Below are 15,309 nucleotides of genomic sequence, written 5' to 3'. Positions count from 1 at the left end.
TCCTTACTCCAGTTTTGCCGCGGTAATTGCGGCCAGTGCTTGGCGTTCGGCATCGGAAAACGCCCCCGGCTTGTCGCCCTTTACGGTAGCCAGCAGGTTTTCGAGTGCGGCGAGCAGTTGGGAATGCTCTGCCAGCTTCTTCGCGACCTGCTTATCAACGGCAAGGCGAATCTGGCCGCCGTCTTCCAGCGCTTCAGTCGGGACACCTTTCAGGGCGTTGACGCAGGCCACGATGCGGCGGCAGTTCGCGGCTCTCATTCGGGGATTGTTGGCTCCGAAGTCCAACGCAACTGCCACGGCTGCTTGATCTCCCATGGCACTGATGACGGTTTCCAGATGGCCATCGTTGTCGTAGGTTTCGGCCACGCACCACGGTTCCGGTGTATGCATGCTCACGCCTCCACTTTTTTGAACGAAATTCGCCACACATACGGGTTCGCATCCCAGCTGCCGGCGCCGTAGAGCTCTACCCATAGCAGCTTGAACCATGTAATTGGGTCGTGAGGATTGGGCTTGCCGTCGACCATTGGCGGCCAGCCTTCGTCCTGAGCGTCAGCGAAGGTGATGTCCTGCAGCCGCTCAACGCGGACATCGGTTATCTCCAGCAGGATGGTGGGAATTCGATCTGTCGGGGTGTTCGGCTCAATGATTTCAAGCTCTGCGCCTGATACAAGTTGGCATATGGCAGATTGGGTCATGCCAAGCATTCTTGCCGCATGGCGCTGGCTGAAAAGCCCGCGCTCAATCCCCCATCTGACGTGCTCGCGCTCAACATCGGAAAGCTTGGCGGAATGATGCTTTTCTCCCTCAATACCATTTCCATGGAACTTTCTGTCGCGCCAATTTTCAGCCTGTGTACCCCACGCTAGATTTTCAGGAAGACTATTTTCAGGATTGCCATCAAGATGGCGAACTTGTGCGCTGTCAAATGGGGCTGCCCCGTAGAATGCTTCACAGACTAATGAGTGCACCGTTCTAGTTGTTTTTCGGCTGCCGTCCATAATGGTGACTGACGGGTAGCCATTAGCATTGCCATGGGCTTTTAACGGTCGCCAGTCCCCCCTGGCGCGCGAGTAGATAACCCCATCACTACCGGCGCAGTAATTTCTGCCAACGTGCGGGATTCCCTTGGAAACAATCAGCCGGTCGCCGGGCTGGCCGTAGGGGCATTGGGCGTCGATGAATCCGTGTTGCCACGCCCCATCGACTTGCTGGCTCAGCGTAAATCCATCGATCCATGCGTCCAGTTCTCGCAGTCGCTCTTGGGTTACGTCGGGTTGCGGCTTGATGATCCGCCGCGTCTGGGTTTTGGCGCCGGCCAGCAGCGCGCGGATCATCTCGCCGCTGAACAAAATCGGGCGTTCTTTCATGCTCACTCCCAATAAGTAAGGGCCGCGTGCGGCCCTGTAGTTTTCTTGACGCTTTAAGTAGAGCGCTTCCATGTCCTTTTTTTGCGGCGCGCCCAGCGTCGATCTGCGTCTGCGGGTATCTGAATTGCAACGTGGTCAGGTTTTTCTCGCAAAATCGTCCTCAACTTTTCGTTTCCGGCAACATGAATTGCAATGCCAGGTTTGGAACTGAGGATTTTTTTCCTTTGATGTCTGTGCTGTAGAACATATAGCTGCGGCACAAGCCGGTTCCGCGATCAACTGCTAAGAAGTAGGCTTCGCCATCAATGATTTCGTCAGCCGGTACAATTTTATCCAAGCCTGAACCATGTGTGCCTCTCAATGAAATTGGGCCGCCGCGGCGACCCATCGAATTACCATCCGGCCATCTCGATAGCCGGTGCGGACCCAGCGGCCGGTCATGCGGCGGCCCTTTCGTTCTGCTTTGCACAGAGCTGTGCGACCTGGACGAGCCACTCAGCAAACGCCGGCGGCGTATGCTCGCGCTCGGCCTTAGTTATGGATGGCAGCCGAGGGTAAGACTTCGTGGGACGGACGCAGTGGGTTGGGCGGCCCGGGCGGAACGGGATGGGCGGCAAGTCACGCGGCGCGCAGCCAACGATGTAGAGCCACGTCGCTTTCTCGGCGCGATGCCCCCAGTGGAACTGCTCGACCGCAATACTCCAGCCGCCATACTCGTCTTGAAACTCACCGGGCTTTGGTAGAAACGCCTCATTCCACAGTGAGCTTTCCGCCGGATGCTCAAGCACACCACCGAATTGGCGGATTTGCCGCAGAGCAAAGAGCGCCAACTCCTTTTCACCCGAGCGGGGTTTTGCAAACTGCCGCAGCCGGCCCCAGGCTCTGCATGGAGGATGAGCCACGACTGGGCAGCCGCCGGGCCACGCCATAGCATCACGCTCTGCGTCCCAAGCATCTACGCCGACCATCTGCTTGTAGACGCTGTCGGCGCGGACAAACAAGGCGGCCACTGGCTGCAAGGTCATACGGGCTCCTCGCGGGCGTTAAAAAGCCCACTTGCGTGGGCTTCGTTGACTGCGGCAATCGCCGCGCCGGTGTCGGGTGCTTCGTGCAGGTGTTGCGGGTTCATGCGGCCTCCTGATGGTTTTCAAAATCGAAGAGCGACGGCATGCTGAATTCCGCCTCAGCGGCCTTGCAGTAGTGGGCACCGTCGAGGAAGTAGGCGGGGTTCAGCTCACTGGCCTGGCCGAGTCGGCCTTTCAAGATCGCGCGGTAAGGTACGGTCATCAGCCCGCCAAACGGGTCGTAAACCAGTTCATCCGGGCTGCTGTAGCGCTCGATCAACCGGTCGACGATGTCGAACTGCAGCGGGCAAACGTGCTGCTCCACGTTGCGCTTTGCCTGGTCGCCGTTCAGCGTGCGCATGCGATTCACGTCATGCCACACGTCTGGGCTATGGCTTCCTGGGGCCAGAGACATGAAGGTCGACGGCAGCGCGCCGCGGGCTTCCAGCTCCTCGCCAACACGAACGTGGTGTTCGTAGTCGTAGACGCCGGCCAGGCTGTAGTCTGTGAACAGCTTGGCGAGCTTGGCCGGGCCGTAGCCGGCCATCTCGTCAGCCGATAGCAGGCGGTTGCCGCTGGAGCGCCAGAACGCATGTGCGTCGACCTGCCAGCGCGCCCGGGTATAGTTGGCCTTATCCTTGGCCACCGGCTCGTCAGCGTAGCCGCGGCTCCGGTCGGTCTGCGGCTTGCGGAACAGCAGGACGTATTCCGGCGAGCCAACGCCCATCTTGGTGCCGTCCTTGCACTGTTCGGACCAGCCCAAGCGGTAGGTCTGGTTGTTCTCGCGAACCACGTCGGTCACGATGGTGATCATGCCCATGTAGTCGAAGCCATGCCGGCGTGCGTGGAAAATCGCCTCCGCGTGAAACGGGCTTACCGTCGGCGCGCCGGCGCCGGTGACGTTGCCGAACAGGATTCGGTCTTTGACGTGGCAGCAGTACAGCCGGCCAGGCTTCAAGATCCGCAGCAGCTCCGGCGTCAGATAGTCCATCTGCTGCCAGAAGTGCCCGTTGTCCTCGGTGTGGCCGAAGTCGTTATAGCTGGGGCTGTATTCGTAGTGATTGGCGAACGGGATCGAGGTAACGATCAGATCGACATTGTTGGAGGGCTGGCGACGCGCTTCATCCACGCAGTCGTTATTGGCCACCACGAAGCGTTCGCCGCTCACCTCTATGCGCTGCACGCCGATGGCGCGCGCCAGCGTCTCCTGCATGGCCAGCTGATTCAAGCCGTACTTGCGGATGATCTCGGTCATTTTCTGCACCATTTCTTCATGCTGTACCCACTTCTGCTGCAGGGTGCGCAGTACTTCGCGCTCCGCCTCGCTGTAGATGATGTCGATGCGTACCGGGTGCTGCTGCTGGAAGCGCTGAACACGGTGGATCGCCTGGATGAAGTCGTTGAACTTGAAGCCGATGCCGACGAACACCTCGCGGTGGCAATGGCGTTGAAAGTTACAGCCACTGCCGGCGATGATCGGCTTGGTGGACAACAGGCGGTAAAGGCCGGCGCCAAAGTCGACGATGCGCTGTTCGCGTTCTCCCAGCTCCTGACTGCCCCACACACTGACAGCCTCGGGTAGTGCGGCCTGTATCGCATGGCGCTCTGACTCAAGGTCGTGCCAAAGCACGAAGTGGTCAGTGCTATCCGCGTTGACGATCTCGCAGGCCTTGGCCACGCGCGCCGGCAGGCTGTCGCGCTTCTCGGCGGATGCCGCGGACAGGCCAAGCGCAGGATCAGGGAACAGAAGGTTCTGGCCGATCTTGTCGGCGCCGGCGGCGCTGTAGTCGCTCGGCACCTCGTGATAGCGCACGTCCAGCGGCGGCAGTTCATAGCCTTCGTCGCTGTAGCCCAGGTCGCTGGGTTTCTGGATGAACACCGCCCAGCTGGACACCCACAGCCAGAACTCCTCTTCCTTGTGCGGGTACAGCGTCAGGTTGCCGGCCTTCTCGCTGTCGCGTTGGAAAAAGCGAGTCAGCGCCTGCCCGGTGTCCATCACCCCGAGGAAACCGGCGTAGTGGATCAGCTCTTTGTAGCGGTTTGGGCTCGGCGTGGCGGTGTTCACCAGCTTGTATTGCACGCCGTCGAACAGCGGCAGGAACTCCTGATAGGTCTTGCTCCCGAATGATCGCAGTACAGCGGCTTCATCCAGGCTGGCCGCAGCGAACAGGCGCGGGTCGAGCTTGCCTTCGCGGACAGTCTCGTAGTTCGTCAGGTAGAACTCACTGCCGGCGCGCATTTCTCTGGCCGACTGGATGAACTGAAACTCGACGCCAAGCGAAGGCGTGGTGAGCAGGAACTCTTGCCGGACGCCAAGCGGAGCTACCACTAGGGCAGGGCCGCCGGCGCGCTTCTGGATCTGCTTGCACCACTCGGTCTGCATGAAGGTCTTGCCGAGGCCGAAGCTGGCGAAGATTGCGCGGTTGCCACCGGCAACGGCCCAGCGAACGATATCGCTCTGGTGGGGCATCAATGTCGGGTGAATCTCAGCCGGTTCGATGGCGAAACCAGCGAAGCGCGCCATTCGGATCTTGGCGCGCAGGAATTCAAGGTAGTCGGTCATGATCGTAGGGCGGCAAAGCGCCCAGGCAATTAGCCTGGGCATGTGGGAATTAGGCGGCCTTTTGCTCTACCGCCGGCGAGATGCACTCGGCCAGCGCCGCGCGCTCCGCCGGATTGAGTTCCAGCGCCAGGCGCAAACCGCGGTTCAGGTTCCGGGCCTGGGCCAGTTGGCTCTGCAGCGCCTGCATGTGAGCCGTCTCGTGGACGAGCTCCGCCAGCGACAGTTCAAGCCAATCGAAAAGCGGGATGCCGGCTGAAGGGGAGAAGCCCAAGGCAGCGGCGTTGCATTCCATCTGCGCCAGCCGGTCTACCTGTTCCTGGCAAAGCTGCAAGGCCTCTTCTGCTAGGCCGGCCTGCTTGTCCCGCTCTTGCTCGGCGATGGCCAGCCGCTGATTCAAGTCGTCCACCTCGCGCGCCAGCTGCTGCTCGCGGCCGCGCGCTGCCGTCAGCTGCTCGGTGGCGGTGGAGGTCTCTGGCGCCGGCGCTGCCGTGGGGTAAACATGGTCGGTCGGCCGGTAGTGGGTTTCATTGCCGACCTTAACCGGGCTGACGGCCCCGGCGGCGGTCATCTCGCGCACCTGGCGGCGGGCCTCGCTGCGTTCGATGCCCATGGCGTCGGCCAGCGCCTGCATGGAGATCGGTGCGGAGACGGCTTTCATCACCTCAATGACGGAAAGCTTGCTCATGCGGCCTGCTCCTGCAGCTCTTGATTGGCCGCTTCCGCGCGGGTCTTTGCCGCCTTGCGCAGGCTCTTGAACAGATCGGGGTGCTCGGCTTTCAGCAGCGCGATGACGTCCATGTCGGCGCGCGTCACCGCGGCGAGGTCTACCTGCTCAATGTGGACCAGGCGCACCAGTTCCCGCACCGGCTTGGGCATGTTGCGGCCGCTCTCGTAGCGGCTGCCGCCGGATTGGGTGACGCCGACACGGCTCCAGAACTCTTGCTGGTTCAGACCGAGCTTGCGGCGGATCTCGCGGGGCTGCTTGATGATGGCGAAAGACGACATGGCGACTCCTTATTTCTGTTGGCTGGGGGGCTGTTGGTTGATGGGCGCGCCGGGGTTCATCCGGCGCTAGGCTTGCACGTCCGCTTCATCCATTTGGGTCTGCTCCAAAGGCAAGGCCCGCGCTTGGCGGGCCAGTTTGTTCAGTGCCGCGCGAATCCACATCCGGCGGCGGTGGGCTGCAATCGACATCAGGCCGCGGCTCTCATCGGTTCGGGCAGGTAGTCGCCGCGGTTGAAGCGCTCAATCACCGGCAGCAGCTGCCGGCGCAGACTCCGCAGAGCCTGGAGGGTTTCGGGAATAGGCGTGGTGCTGTCGTGCAGCATCGCGTGCGCGGCCATGCCGAGAGTGATCACCTGTTCGCGCGCTTCGCGGTTGCCCAGATCGTGCTTCTGCATCGCTGCGGCCATGCTGGCGCCGTTGATCACCTTTACCACGGCGTCGCGCGCCCAGGCCGGAGCGCCGTACCACTCCGGCGCGACGTCGTGCTCGAACTGCTCGCGGCTTTGCTGCTGCATGACGTCCATCAGCTTGGCCGGCACGAAGGGCAAGGCGTTGATCAGCGCCAGCACCATGCCGCGCAGGATGCGGTATTGATTGGGGCGCATCACAGGTTGCATGCCGTCGTTGCTGAGGTCGAACAGCGCGCAGCGGGCGCCGCGCGCCAGCTTGTCGAGATCCGGCCGGCTGAGGTTGTGGGCGGTGTAGTAGGCGATCCGATACCAGCTGCTCAAGCAACGGTATGCGAAGCTGTCCCAGCGGTGATGCAGCTGGTCCAGCGCGGCCAGCATGCCGATGCTGTGGGTCTCGATCTGCTCCCGGGTCATCATCAGCCCAGACTGCCGGCCGGGTGTCATGGTGTTGACCTGTGCGATGACGCGCGCGACCGTGTTCGAAGTGCAGTTGTCCGTCAGCCGGGCCGCGCGCTCGGCTGCTTTGCGCGGGTTGTATTTGCCGGCCATCACGCAGCGTTCCGCAGCAGGTCGATCACGTTGTTGCGGCTTGCGGCAGGCAGCTTGGCGACGGCCAGCGCCTGGGTCAACTCGTCACATTCCCGGTCCCGCGCTTCCAGATGCTGGTCGCGCAGCTCGACATCCTGCTCAAGGATGCCGATGCGATTCTGCAATTCGGAAACCTCGGCGGCCAGGCGCTCGCTGTTCGCCCGCTCCATTTCGAAGTCAGCAGCAACTGCAGCCACCTGGGCTTGGGCGAGTGCCAGCTCGCGCTGTATCTGGGCGTGGGCGGCGAAGTGCCGCGCGGCGTTTTCGCTTGCGGTCGCGATGCCGCGCGTCAGCTTTTCGTTGTCCCGTTTTAAGTCCCGGTATGCGGTTTGCAGCCGCTCGATATAGCCGGCATCGCTTCCGGTTTGGCCGGCGGGTTCCGGCCAATTGACGAGAGCTAAAGTCATAGTCTTACTTTCCCGCCGCTTCCGCGACGAACTGGAATATGAGGAGGAGGGACACGACGCCGGCACCACCGGCGACGGCGCCCGCGCCAAAAACTACCCCGTCCCGAAACAGCATCAGGACGGGCGCAGGGAGTTACGCAAGCGGCGGGTCACGCGGCGGCGGCCCTCTCGGTTGCAATCAGGACATCACGGTTGCCTTTGGCGTCCATCGGGCTGACCACACCGACGGATTCAAGATGCTCCAGCAGCCGCGCGGCGCGGTTGAAGCCGATCTGCAGATTGCGCTGCAGATGGCTGATGCTGGCTTTGCCGGTCATTGTGACGATACGCAGGGCCTCACTGGCCAGCGCGTCACCACCGTCATAGGACACGGGCTCTTGCTCGATCTGTCGCGGGTTCTTCTCGTCTTCGTCCGGCACTTTGATGCCGCCGAAGCACTCGCCCGTTCGATAGACCAACTCGCGGACGTCGCCGGTCATGATGGTCATGCTGGCGTCGCGGTGATCCTCGACGGTTTCGGCGCCTTGTTCGGCGATGCGCAATTGCACAACCTCGCCCCAGGCCAGCTTGCTGAACTGGAACTGCGCGCTGATGACGAAGGAGATCCGGCTGTCCCACGTCAGGCCCAGTTTGTTCACGGCGCGGCCAGGGCAGAGCAGGTTGATGATGTCAGGCTCCAGCATGTCGAGGTGGGCGATGCGGATCGCGCCGGCGTCGTCGCCGGTCTTGATGATTTCGCCTTGGTCGTCAATGGTGAAGCTGTCGAAAGGCGCTTCGCCCTCTTTGACCCAGCGCGTCATCTCGTCCGCCGCGCTCTGCTCGACCTTCAAGCCGAGGAAGCTGATACCGTTGCCGGAGTTTAAGAACAGGTTTTTGGTCAGAGCCCCAGTCAGTTCGTCCAGCTTGCTGGCGCTGGTGGAGTCCACCACGAGCAGCCGCTGGCGGAGGTCGAAGTACCCGCGCAATAGCGATTGCTTGGGCAAGGCGGTCGGCAGGACGGACTCAATAACTTGATCCCGCAACTCGCGGCGCCACTTCTTGCCGACCTTGCGCTGTTCCCTCTCTTCGACTTCTGCCACCTTCGCCGCGACCAGTTGATCCAGTGCCGCCTTGGGGATCTGCTTCTCGTCGGTGCGCAGGGCAAAGAACACGCACTGATTGGCCGCATAGGTCAGCTCGTCATCAGGCTGCAACGTGAGCGGATTCACAAAGCCGGTGCTGGTGAGTTGCAGCGCGCTGGGCGGCGCGAACTTCAGGAAACACAGACTCTCCTCAATGTCCAGGCGGACGATGGAGCGGCCGCCCAGAATGTGGAAGAGCGAGAGGTTTTTGTAAAAGGCCAATGACATGGCTTGTCTCCTATGCGCCGGCGATGCGCGTCAGCTGGTGCCGCTGGAGGATGCTGATCAGCATTTCCTGGCCGTGCTGCTGGTAGCGCTGCGCCAGGTCGCTGATGAACTGTTCGTCCCACGGCCGGCCGGCGGCGTTGGTCACCGCGCTGGCCAGCAGCTGGCGGAACTGGTCGGCGGTGTAGAGTTGGTGAACGTGGTTGCTGAGAGAAGGGCGGGCCATGGTCAGGCTCCCAGCTCGGCGCGCCGCGCCGCATAGAGCCGGCTGACTTCGTCCAGTTGCGGGCCATCTGCAAGGCTGCTTGCATCGGCGGCCATCACGTCCAAGGTGTCGATGTCGTTGCAGCTGGCCAGCTTGTTCTTGAACCCATCGAGATCAAAGCCGCTGGCGCTACTGGTGGCCGGCGCCGCCTGGGCGCGCAATTCATCGACGCGTTGCTGGTAGCGCTTCGCGGCGACGGCGTAGTCCTGCTCGCTCAGCTGGCCGGCCATCTCCTTCGCGGCCTGCATCTGCGCCCGGCCGCCGGCGGTGCTGATGGCAAGCAAAACGTCATCCAGGCTCGGGGCGGGCAGGGCTGCCGGTGCAGGCTTGGATGCCAGGCGCTGCTTGAGCTGATCCGCGCGGGTGCGTGGCGCTTCCTTCGTGGCTTCTGCGCGCGGAGTGATGTCGCGCTCCGCCGGCGCGGAAGGCTCAAGCTCGTCCGGGGTGTACACACCCAGCAGCACATCAGGGGCATGCAGGCGTGCCCAACGTTTTTCACCGAGGTAAGCCAACTGCTGTTTCGGGTCGTCCGCCCAAAGCGTTGAGTTACGGGTTCGCGCCTGGGCCAGCAACAATTCAAGAACGCGCGGCTCTGCCTCGCCTTTGATGGTTGCCGAGATCCGAACTCCAAGGCCTTCCTCATCGGCCATCTTCCAGCCGGGGACGCGATACTCGCCTTTCTCCCCCTTGCGGATGTCGAATTTGCCGATGACCTTTTCCCAATTGCCAAACCATTCAACGTTCAGCCGGTCTTTGGTTGCCCCGCTGGTATTGACGACGGCCGCCACCAGCTGAGCCTCGTAACCCAACACGCCATTGACCAAGTGAGTTTTTTGGGCGACGGCGAACGGGTTCATTCGCCACTGCATGGCCTGCATCACTACGGCCAAGCAGTCTCCTGGGTTGTTCCGGAGGTGCTGCGGAACAGTAGCCTTGCCGCTGGCCATGATTTCAGCCAGGCGCATCATGCGGTCGATGTTGCCATCATCCAAAACCAATGCGGAGGTGGACGTCTGGTGACCGTGGAATGCCGGCACTTCGGCAATGCTTTCGTGTTCAATCAGGGCGCTCATGCTGCCTGCTCCTTGGCCTTCTTGTAGCGGAAATCCATGTAGGTAACGCCGTCAACGGTGTAAGAGCCGCGGGAGATGGCTTTGCGGGTGAACTGCGACCCGTCAGAAAGCTTGCCAATCGCGGCGTTGCCCATGAGGTGGAGGAGGTGGTTCTTGGCGCCGGTGGCCACGCCCTCATAGTGCTTGGCCTGCTCTTTGGCTTCAGCCATGACCTGCTGCCAGTGCAGCGCGCCGTCTGGCAGAACGATCTCGCTGCCGTCTGTCCCGGGGTAGAGCTTGGCCAGCAGGTCGGGCGTAGAGGCGTGGTCATAGTTCATCGCCGGCGCGCGGCCGCTTTTCACCTGCTCCCAGAACTCCGCCTCTTGCTCGATCATCGCGGCGATCAGCTCGTCATCCCGCCGGATGGGGTAGATGCGGAACTCCGGCCCGGACAACAGAACAGCCAAATCGATCTGCTCGGCGTCGGTCACTGCCAGGTAATGCTGGCATTGCGCCATGTAGGTGATCGGCACCTCGTCGGAGCCATCTGGCCCCCAGGCTGACTTGTCGATGAAGCGGCCGAGCGCGGTCTTGCATTCCAGCAGATGGCGCGTGCGGATCTCGCCGCGGTGCTGCGGACGCTTGTCGCCTTCCCATACCAGGCGGTCGAGATTACCCAGCATGAAATCATGCTTGGGATGGCGCAGCATGGTGTTGCAGCGCTCCACCTTCCGGCCCGTGCGGCGGCTGTACTCTTGCGCCACCACGTCTTCCAGCACATTGCCGAAATGGACTGCCTCTTTGGTGCCGATGTCGTCCGGCTCCAACTCGTTGCGCTTCTCCAAGTACAGCTGCAGGGGAGTCTTGTAGGGGTTCACGCCCAGCACCGTCCCGGCGTCGCTGCCGCCGATTCCGGTGTTGCGCAGCGCAAGCCATTCATCGCGGGATATTGCGGTCAATGCTATGCCTCCTCGCCCAGAGGGCGTAAAAAAAGCCGCTTAGGCGGCCTTGTCGGTTATCGGGTCGTTGCCGGCGAGCTCGCGGGCGATGCGGCGTTCCCAAGCGTCGTCGCGCCGGCGGCGCAGTTCAGGCGAGTCTGGCGCGCTGCGGACCTTCGGCACCAGTTCGTTGGACCGCGCCTGCCGGGCGGTGATCAGGTAGTCGCGCAGTTGGGTGTTGTGGCTGATCATTTGGCGTTACGAGCCTCTGCAATTTCGGCCTTCGCCGTCTCGAAGGCTTCCCGTTCTCCACCGTAGTCAACGCAGTCGTTGCAGGGGGGCGAGAGGTGGCAAGAGCAATTCGCATCAGGAGGCTCGGCGATGCGCTCCACCATAAGCTCAAGCGCTGAGAGCAGATTGTCGCGCTGAGAGATCAGCTTGCTGACGGCCTCGTCGTTGTAGGTCAGCTTACTGGCCACCTCGTCGAGGGTGGACTCTTCCGGATTAGCTCCAATCGCCTCGCGGATCGCGCGCAGCTCGGCCCACGCTTGATCCCGCTGCTCGCGTGCGATATTCAGCTCGGAGAACATCTGGCCGAGGTTTGGATTGCCCGGCGCGCCACCCTGTGCATAGCGCTCCAGCGTGGCAGTGTCCCAGCCAACCAGCGCATTCACGCAGGCCACGATGCGGCGGGCCTGGGCTTCCATCCGGTATTCCAGTTCCTGCTGGTTGTCTTCTATCACCTCCGAGCTGATGCGGATCACGGCAACGCGAGTGCCTGCCGCGTCAAGGATGCTGGTTTCTTCCCAGCTGTGGGTCACGTAGGACCACGACTCATTCGTGAGATCCATCACGCCGCGTCCTCTGCCCGTTGCCAGTTCGCCGGCGCGCTACCGTCGTCCTCACGCCGCGATACCGCCGACGGCGCCACCTTGCTGCGCGCCGCGGCGCCGGCCCAAGCCAGGGCCAACTCGTGCCGGCGCGCAATCGTGCGTTCCATGCTGCGGCTCAGCGCCACGCGCAGCAGCTCGCCCAGGATGTCGGCCTCTTCCCAGTCCAACTTGCTGATAGAGCGCGACATCGTGCCGCCACCCTCCCACGGCGCGGTGATGTCCAGCAGCAGGCCGCCGCCGGCGTGGCGGATGGTCGCAGCGGGGCGGGGCTGCATGCCTTCAAAATGCCCGTTTATGCGTTCGGCGAATGCCGCGATCAGGCCGGCGGCCTGGATCAGCGCCGGGTCGCCGGCGATGTGTTCGAGTTTCATTTGGGGATCACCATGGAGAGAAGGACAATGGCCGCGAAGAGGGCGGCCATGCGGTAGGTAAAGAGTGCTGCTGCGCGAATCATTGCCGGCCTGCCGCCGGCCGCCAGCCTGAGATCAGGAAGCCGGGGTTCAGCCGCGCGGCGGTGGCCAGGGCCGCGTCCAGGTCGCGCTGGACAACGTCCTGAGTCCGGCGGATGCGGGTGCGGGGTTGCTGCAGGTCGATCACATAAGCGCCCATGCGCGCCGCCGGCAGATCGGTGTTGCTGGCCACCACCCGCGGCGCCATGTCTACTTTCAGTGCATGCATACAACCTCCTCGGGAATAAAAAAGCCCAGCGCGGAAGCTGGGCAACGGGGTGTTAGGTGGGGCCACGCCGGCCCCGGAAGCCGTTCTTGTGCAGGCCGCTCTCGCCTGTGTATTGCTCGTTGACTTGACCAACGCTATCCGGAGTAAAGTCAGGATTTGGTCATTTGTGCGTTATGAAATCTGATTTTGCAAACTGACTAATCAGTCTGTTTACTCACCCTGATGTGCGGTAGTAACGTGCTCATGCATTTGAAATTTTTCAACGGAGAAGCATTGTGGAAATTAAAGAGGCGCTACCTTTAGCAGCAACACTTCTTTCTGGTCGACTTGCTTCGATGGAGGGGGATGGATATGTAAGTGACAAGGAAATTGCAAAGGCATTGTTTGATCTCGCAAATGCCATTGTTGAGGAGGCAAATGGGCGCAAAGTCCAGCCCCCAAAGATATCTGCTGACGCATTTGCTAAAGCAAATGGTCTATGAGAAAGGCCTTGGTTAAACAGCTATGCTGTGACCCTTCTGATGCATGACCTCACCAAAGCGTCCTGTCACGGCGCTTTGGTGATGGCCCTGTTTCCAAGGCCATCTGCTGGTTACGTTGTCCGGCGCCAGGTGACTGCCCGGCCGTCTGAGTTGCCCTTGCGCCGCCCTTGTCTTCGGGCCGATTCAATAGGGGGCGGTAGCTGGCATCAAACTGCGCCTTTCCGTGGGCTACGACTCACCTCCACCCGTTCGCTTCCGTTGTTGGGTTGCCTGGCCGTGGTCACCAGTCCTTACTACTGAAACATCACTTCACATGCGAATTCGGTGTAGACCTTGCCAGAGGCAGCGCCGCGGAACTCGTAATCGGTATCTGCTACAGCACCCGGGTTCTTTTTCGCGAGAGACAGGGCGCGTTGTGCTTCCGCCATTTTGATGCCGCGTTGCAGGAGGTCGCGCAGGGCGGCACCATAGGTTTCATGCCATTTCATGGCGTTGCGGCCAGTGTATGCCGGGTGTCCAATGCGAATTTTCATGGCTTACTCCTTGTGCTGTAGGTTGTTCTGCATCACACATTGAAGCGGGCCGGGCGCTACTCCGGCGATCCTCAAAGGCCGACATCGCCTTTCTCTCTGCGGGCAGTCGTGGCGCTGCTTTTTCCGCCGATTATCTTTACAACGCCCCTATGCGGGGCGAAAACCACGTCTCCGGTTTTTCAGGTCAGCTCGGAGCGCTGCTGCTGTGCGTGTCTGCTTCCCACGCCGCCGCTTCAATGTGCCGCCTATCGCTAAGCGGCTAAACGACTACTTTTTCTTGAGCCCCGGCGATCCCCCTCGAACAAAAATCGGACGCTCGGGAGGGTGGGTTAACCGGATGGGTGAAGGTGTAATTGCCCTTTCTCCATGCTTAAGCGCCTTGTGGTCCAGCATTCCACCTGGTCGAATTCCTTCCCCGCATAATGGGCAAGTCAACGGTTTTGGTGGTAAAGGGTTCCTCGCTCGGGCCGCCAACTTATCGGCAAGCGTTGGTTCTCTTTTGGACTTTTTGGCCTTGACCTTGGGTTGGGGCTTTGGTTGTACCGTCTCCTTCTTTGGCTGCTTGGTTGCTGCCGGCAATGGCTTGGTTACCCCAAACAACCGCTCAAGATCCTCAACCAAGGCATCAAACTCAGCCTTATTCTTCTCGGCTGCTGGCTTGATGATTCCTGCCTTGATGTACTCATCTCTAAGTGACATTCAGTGACTCCCGTTTGGCTACGCTTCAAGTATGTCAAACACATAGCTGAATAGGGAACCACATCCGACACTTCGCTCCCCCGTTTTCTGCCACGGTGGGCTTGGCTTCCTTTGCGTTGGCCCGTGCAGTCTTGCTGGCGGTGCCCTATTGGCGCCTGTCGCATTCCAGGCGCTCTCCCTCAACCGAGTTTTGCAGGCCGAAGCCGCGAGGGTGGTGCTGTTGGTGGGTTGTGAAGGATCTGTGCCCGGTGCTGGGCTGGTGAGTGAAATGTAAACCTTGGTTCGCATCAATGTCAACCATGGGTTCCAAAAAAAGTTAACTATGGTTCGCATTTATGCAACACCAACTTCGGGGCTAAAATGACAATGTCAAAATGCGGAGCTCGCCATGAAGTACCTCGACAACCAAGGGCAACCAATCGCCGCCCTCCAGTCAAAGGACCGGATCAAGAGAGACGTCTCAGAATTCGTTGGCATCTGTAAGGGGGTCATCGCTGACGGCCTCGTTGTTGCCGAGGAGGTGGAGTTCATCGCGAACTGGCTTCACACCCATCAAGAAGCAATGGACCAATGGCCGCTGAATGTTGTTGTTGAGCGATTGCCAGAAATCATGGCCGATGGAGTGGTGGACCCAGATGAGCAACTGGAATTGATCCGCCTCATTTCAGGCATTACCGGAGGCAATCCTGCCGGCGACGTAGCCTCTCTCTCGACTGAGCTCCCGTTCTCTAGCCCTCTGCCGGACCTAACCATTGATGGTTGTAAGTTCTGCGTCACGGGGACGTTTGAATTCGGTACAAGGAAGAAGGTGCAGGAAGCGATAGAGAGCAAAGGAGGGGTAGTGCTACCTGGCGTCAAAGTCGATTTGGACTTTCTAGTGATCGGCACCATTGGCAGCCGAGACTGGAAGCACAGCACGTTTGGAAGCAAGATCGAAAAGGCGGTGGAGTACCAAACTAAGGGCCGTCAAATCCACATCATTCCCGAGTCCCACTGGGTGAGATATGTCGCATAGA

The 15,309-nt window shown here is 61.0% G+C and carries 20 protein-coding genes and 1 pseudogene; 2 read left to right on the top strand and 19 right to left on the bottom strand.

Features of this window, described 5'->3' with window-relative positions:
• Window positions 1-3: 3 nt before the first annotated feature.
• The 17 genes and pseudogenes from GYH29_RS13420 to GYH29_RS13340 all read right to left on the bottom strand — a co-directional run bounded on the left by GYH29_RS13420 (window position 4) and on the right by GYH29_RS13340 (window position 12,579).
• Entirely contained in the window at window positions 4-390 is a 387-nt protein-coding gene (locus GYH29_RS13420) for a hypothetical protein (protein ID WP_161523314.1), read from the bottom strand.
• 2 nt (window positions 391-392) lie between these two features.
• The gene (locus tag GYH29_RS13415; protein ID WP_161523313.1) at window positions 393-1,370 is read right to left on the bottom strand and encodes an HNH endonuclease; all 978 of its coding nucleotides are present in this window, start codon (window positions 1,368-1,370) and stop codon (window positions 393-395) included.
• Window positions 1,371-1,530: 160 nt separating this feature from the next.
• The gene (locus GYH29_RS13410; protein WP_161523954.1) at window positions 1,531-1,758 is read right to left on the bottom strand and encodes a hypothetical protein; all 228 of its coding nucleotides are present in this window, start codon (window positions 1,756-1,758) and stop codon (window positions 1,531-1,533) included.
• Window positions 1,759-1,807: 49 nt separating this feature from the next.
• The gene (locus GYH29_RS13405) at window positions 1,808-2,395 is read right to left on the bottom strand and encodes a hypothetical protein (RefSeq protein WP_198001583.1); all 588 of its coding nucleotides are present in this window, start codon (window positions 2,393-2,395) and stop codon (window positions 1,808-1,810) included.
• Between the two features lie 100 nt (window positions 2,396-2,495).
• Window positions 2,496-4,997, bottom strand: coding sequence for a DNA methyltransferase (locus tag GYH29_RS13400; RefSeq protein WP_161523953.1), 2,502 nt, complete (start codon window positions 4,995-4,997; stop codon window positions 2,496-2,498).
• 49 nt (window positions 4,998-5,046) lie between these two features.
• Window positions 5,047-5,682 carry a hypothetical protein gene (locus tag GYH29_RS13395; RefSeq protein WP_161523952.1) on the bottom strand — a complete coding sequence of 212 codons (636 nt, stop codon included), beginning with the start codon at window positions 5,680-5,682 and terminating at the stop codon, window positions 5,047-5,049.
• Window positions 5,679-6,002, bottom strand: a complete 324-nt coding sequence (locus tag GYH29_RS13390; RefSeq protein ID WP_161523951.1) for a helix-turn-helix domain-containing protein — start codon at window positions 6,000-6,002, stop codon at window positions 5,679-5,681. The genes GYH29_RS13395 and GYH29_RS13390 overlap by 4 nt, the downstream gene beginning before the upstream one ends.
• Window positions 6,003-6,190: 188 nt before the next feature.
• Entirely contained in the window at window positions 6,191-6,964 is a 774-nt protein-coding gene (locus tag GYH29_RS13385) for a hypothetical protein (protein WP_161523950.1), read from the bottom strand.
• On the bottom strand, window positions 6,961-7,407 hold the full coding sequence (locus GYH29_RS13380; RefSeq protein ID WP_161523949.1) for a hypothetical protein: 447 nt from the start codon (window positions 7,405-7,407) through the stop codon (window positions 6,961-6,963). Before GYH29_RS13380 ends, GYH29_RS13385 begins: the two co-directional genes overlap by 4 nt.
• A 149-nt stretch (window positions 7,408-7,556) precedes the next feature.
• Window positions 7,557-8,756: a recombination-associated protein RdgC gene (gene rdgC / locus GYH29_RS24870; protein ID WP_161523948.1), complete on the bottom strand. Its 1,200-nt coding sequence runs from the start codon at window positions 8,754-8,756 to the stop codon at window positions 7,557-7,559.
• Window positions 8,757-8,766: 10 nt separating this feature from the next.
• Window positions 8,767-8,979 carry a hypothetical protein gene (locus GYH29_RS13370; protein ID WP_161523947.1) on the bottom strand — a complete coding sequence of 71 codons (213 nt, stop codon included), beginning with the start codon at window positions 8,977-8,979 and terminating at the stop codon, window positions 8,767-8,769.
• Window positions 8,980-9,404: 425 nt separating this feature from the next.
• Window positions 9,405-10,031: pseudogene (locus GYH29_RS25170) on the bottom strand (RecT family recombinase); the annotation flags it as partial.
• Window positions 10,032-10,087: 56 nt separating this feature from the next.
• Window positions 10,088-11,029: a YqaJ viral recombinase family nuclease gene (locus GYH29_RS13360; RefSeq protein ID WP_161523945.1), complete on the bottom strand. Its 942-nt coding sequence runs from the start codon at window positions 11,027-11,029 to the stop codon at window positions 10,088-10,090.
• Between the two features lie 39 nt (window positions 11,030-11,068).
• Entirely contained in the window at window positions 11,069-11,260 is a 192-nt protein-coding gene (locus GYH29_RS13355) for a hypothetical protein (protein WP_019103069.1), read from the bottom strand.
• Window positions 11,257-11,859, bottom strand: a complete 603-nt coding sequence (locus GYH29_RS13350) for a hypothetical protein (protein WP_161523944.1) — start codon at window positions 11,857-11,859, stop codon at window positions 11,257-11,259. Before GYH29_RS13350 ends, GYH29_RS13355 begins: the two co-directional genes overlap by 4 nt.
• Window positions 11,859-12,272, bottom strand: coding sequence for a hypothetical protein (locus GYH29_RS13345; protein ID WP_161523943.1), 414 nt, complete (start codon window positions 12,270-12,272; stop codon window positions 11,859-11,861). The genes GYH29_RS13350 and GYH29_RS13345 overlap by 1 nt, the downstream gene beginning before the upstream one ends.
• Before the next feature lie 79 nt (window positions 12,273-12,351).
• Window positions 12,352-12,579, bottom strand: a complete 228-nt coding sequence (locus tag GYH29_RS13340; RefSeq protein ID WP_146176129.1) for a hypothetical protein — start codon at window positions 12,577-12,579, stop codon at window positions 12,352-12,354.
• A 275-nt stretch (window positions 12,580-12,854) separates the two neighbouring features.
• Here GYH29_RS13340 and GYH29_RS13335 point away from each other — a divergent pair, with 275 nt between their 5' ends.
• Window positions 12,855-13,061, top strand: a complete 207-nt coding sequence (locus tag GYH29_RS13335; RefSeq protein ID WP_161523942.1) for a hypothetical protein — start codon at window positions 12,855-12,857, stop codon at window positions 13,059-13,061.
• Between the two features lie 293 nt (window positions 13,062-13,354).
• On the opposite strand, the gene GYH29_RS13330 is transcribed toward GYH29_RS13335, so the two are convergent.
• Both GYH29_RS13330 and GYH29_RS13325 read right to left on the bottom strand, forming a co-directional pair.
• The gene (locus GYH29_RS13330) at window positions 13,355-13,594 is read right to left on the bottom strand and encodes a hypothetical protein (RefSeq protein ID WP_161523941.1); all 240 of its coding nucleotides are present in this window, start codon (window positions 13,592-13,594) and stop codon (window positions 13,355-13,357) included.
• Window positions 13,595-13,861: 267 nt separating this feature from the next.
• Window positions 13,862-14,293: a hypothetical protein gene (locus GYH29_RS13325; RefSeq protein WP_161523940.1), complete on the bottom strand. Its 432-nt coding sequence runs from the start codon at window positions 14,291-14,293 to the stop codon at window positions 13,862-13,864.
• A gap of 388 nt (window positions 14,294-14,681) precedes the next feature.
• Here GYH29_RS13325 and GYH29_RS13320 point away from each other — a divergent pair, with 388 nt between their 5' ends.
• Window positions 14,682-15,308 carry a BRCT domain-containing protein gene (locus GYH29_RS13320; protein WP_161523939.1) on the top strand — a complete coding sequence of 209 codons (627 nt, stop codon included), beginning with the start codon at window positions 14,682-14,684 and terminating at the stop codon, window positions 15,306-15,308.
• The last annotated feature ends 1 nt before the right edge of the window (window position 15,309 follow it).

It is taken from the genome of Chromobacterium haemolyticum (assembly GCF_009936155.1).
GTDB lineage: Bacteria > Pseudomonadota > Gammaproteobacteria > Burkholderiales > Chromobacteriaceae > Chromobacterium > Chromobacterium haemolyticum.
This window is presented reverse-complemented; position numbering and strand designations above follow the sequence as displayed.

Bases quoted from the DNA above. Each gene is read 5' to 3' on its own strand.
- GYH29_RS13320 (WP_161523939.1), top strand. From the start codon at position 14,682: ATGAAGTACCTCGACAACCAAGGGCAACCAATCGCCGCCCTCCAGTCA.
- GYH29_RS13415 (WP_161523313.1), bottom strand. From the start codon at position 1,370: ATGAAAGAACGCCCGATTTTGTTCAGCGGCGAGATGATCCGCGCGCTG.
- GYH29_RS13400 (WP_161523953.1), bottom strand. From the start codon at position 4,997: ATGACCGACTACCTTGAATTCCTGCGCGCCAAGATCCGAATGGCGCGC.
- GYH29_RS13325 (WP_161523940.1), bottom strand. From the start codon at position 14,293: ATGTCACTTAGAGATGAGTACATCAAGGCAGGAATCATCAAGCCAGCA.
- GYH29_RS13395 (WP_161523952.1), bottom strand. From the start codon at position 5,682: ATGAGCAAGCTTTCCGTCATTGAGGTGATGAAAGCCGTCTCCGCACCG.
- GYH29_RS13345 (WP_161523943.1), bottom strand. From the start codon at position 12,272: ATGAAACTCGAACACATCGCCGGCGACCCGGCGCTGATCCAGGCCGCC.
- GYH29_RS13390 (WP_161523951.1), bottom strand. From the start codon at position 6,002: ATGTCGTCTTTCGCCATCATCAAGCAGCCCCGCGAGATCCGCCGCAAG.
- GYH29_RS13330 (WP_161523941.1), bottom strand. From the start codon at position 13,594: ATGAAAATTCGCATTGGACACCCGGCATACACTGGCCGCAACGCCATG.
- GYH29_RS13340 (WP_146176129.1), bottom strand. From the start codon at position 12,579: ATGCATGCACTGAAAGTAGACATGGCGCCGCGGGTGGTGGCCAGCAAC.
- GYH29_RS13370 (WP_161523947.1), bottom strand. From the start codon at position 8,979: ATGGCCCGCCCTTCTCTCAGCAACCACGTTCACCAACTCTACACCGCC.
- GYH29_RS13410 (WP_161523954.1), bottom strand. From the start codon at position 1,758: ATGGGTCGCCGCGGCGGCCCAATTTCATTGAGAGGCACACATGGTTCA.
- GYH29_RS13405 (WP_198001583.1), bottom strand. From the start codon at position 2,395: ATGACCTTGCAGCCAGTGGCCGCCTTGTTTGTCCGCGCCGACAGCGTC.
- GYH29_RS13420 (WP_161523314.1), bottom strand. From the start codon at position 390: ATGCATACACCGGAACCGTGGTGCGTGGCCGAAACCTACGACAACGAT.
- GYH29_RS13380 (WP_161523949.1), bottom strand. From the start codon at position 7,407: ATGACTTTAGCTCTCGTCAATTGGCCGGAACCCGCCGGCCAAACCGGA.
- rdgC (WP_161523948.1), bottom strand. From the start codon at position 8,756: ATGTCATTGGCCTTTTACAAAAACCTCTCGCTCTTCCACATTCTGGGC.
- GYH29_RS13350 (WP_161523944.1), bottom strand. From the start codon at position 11,859: ATGGATCTCACGAATGAGTCGTGGTCCTACGTGACCCACAGCTGGGAA.
- GYH29_RS13355 (WP_019103069.1), bottom strand. From the start codon at position 11,260: ATGATCAGCCACAACACCCAACTGCGCGACTACCTGATCACCGCCCGG.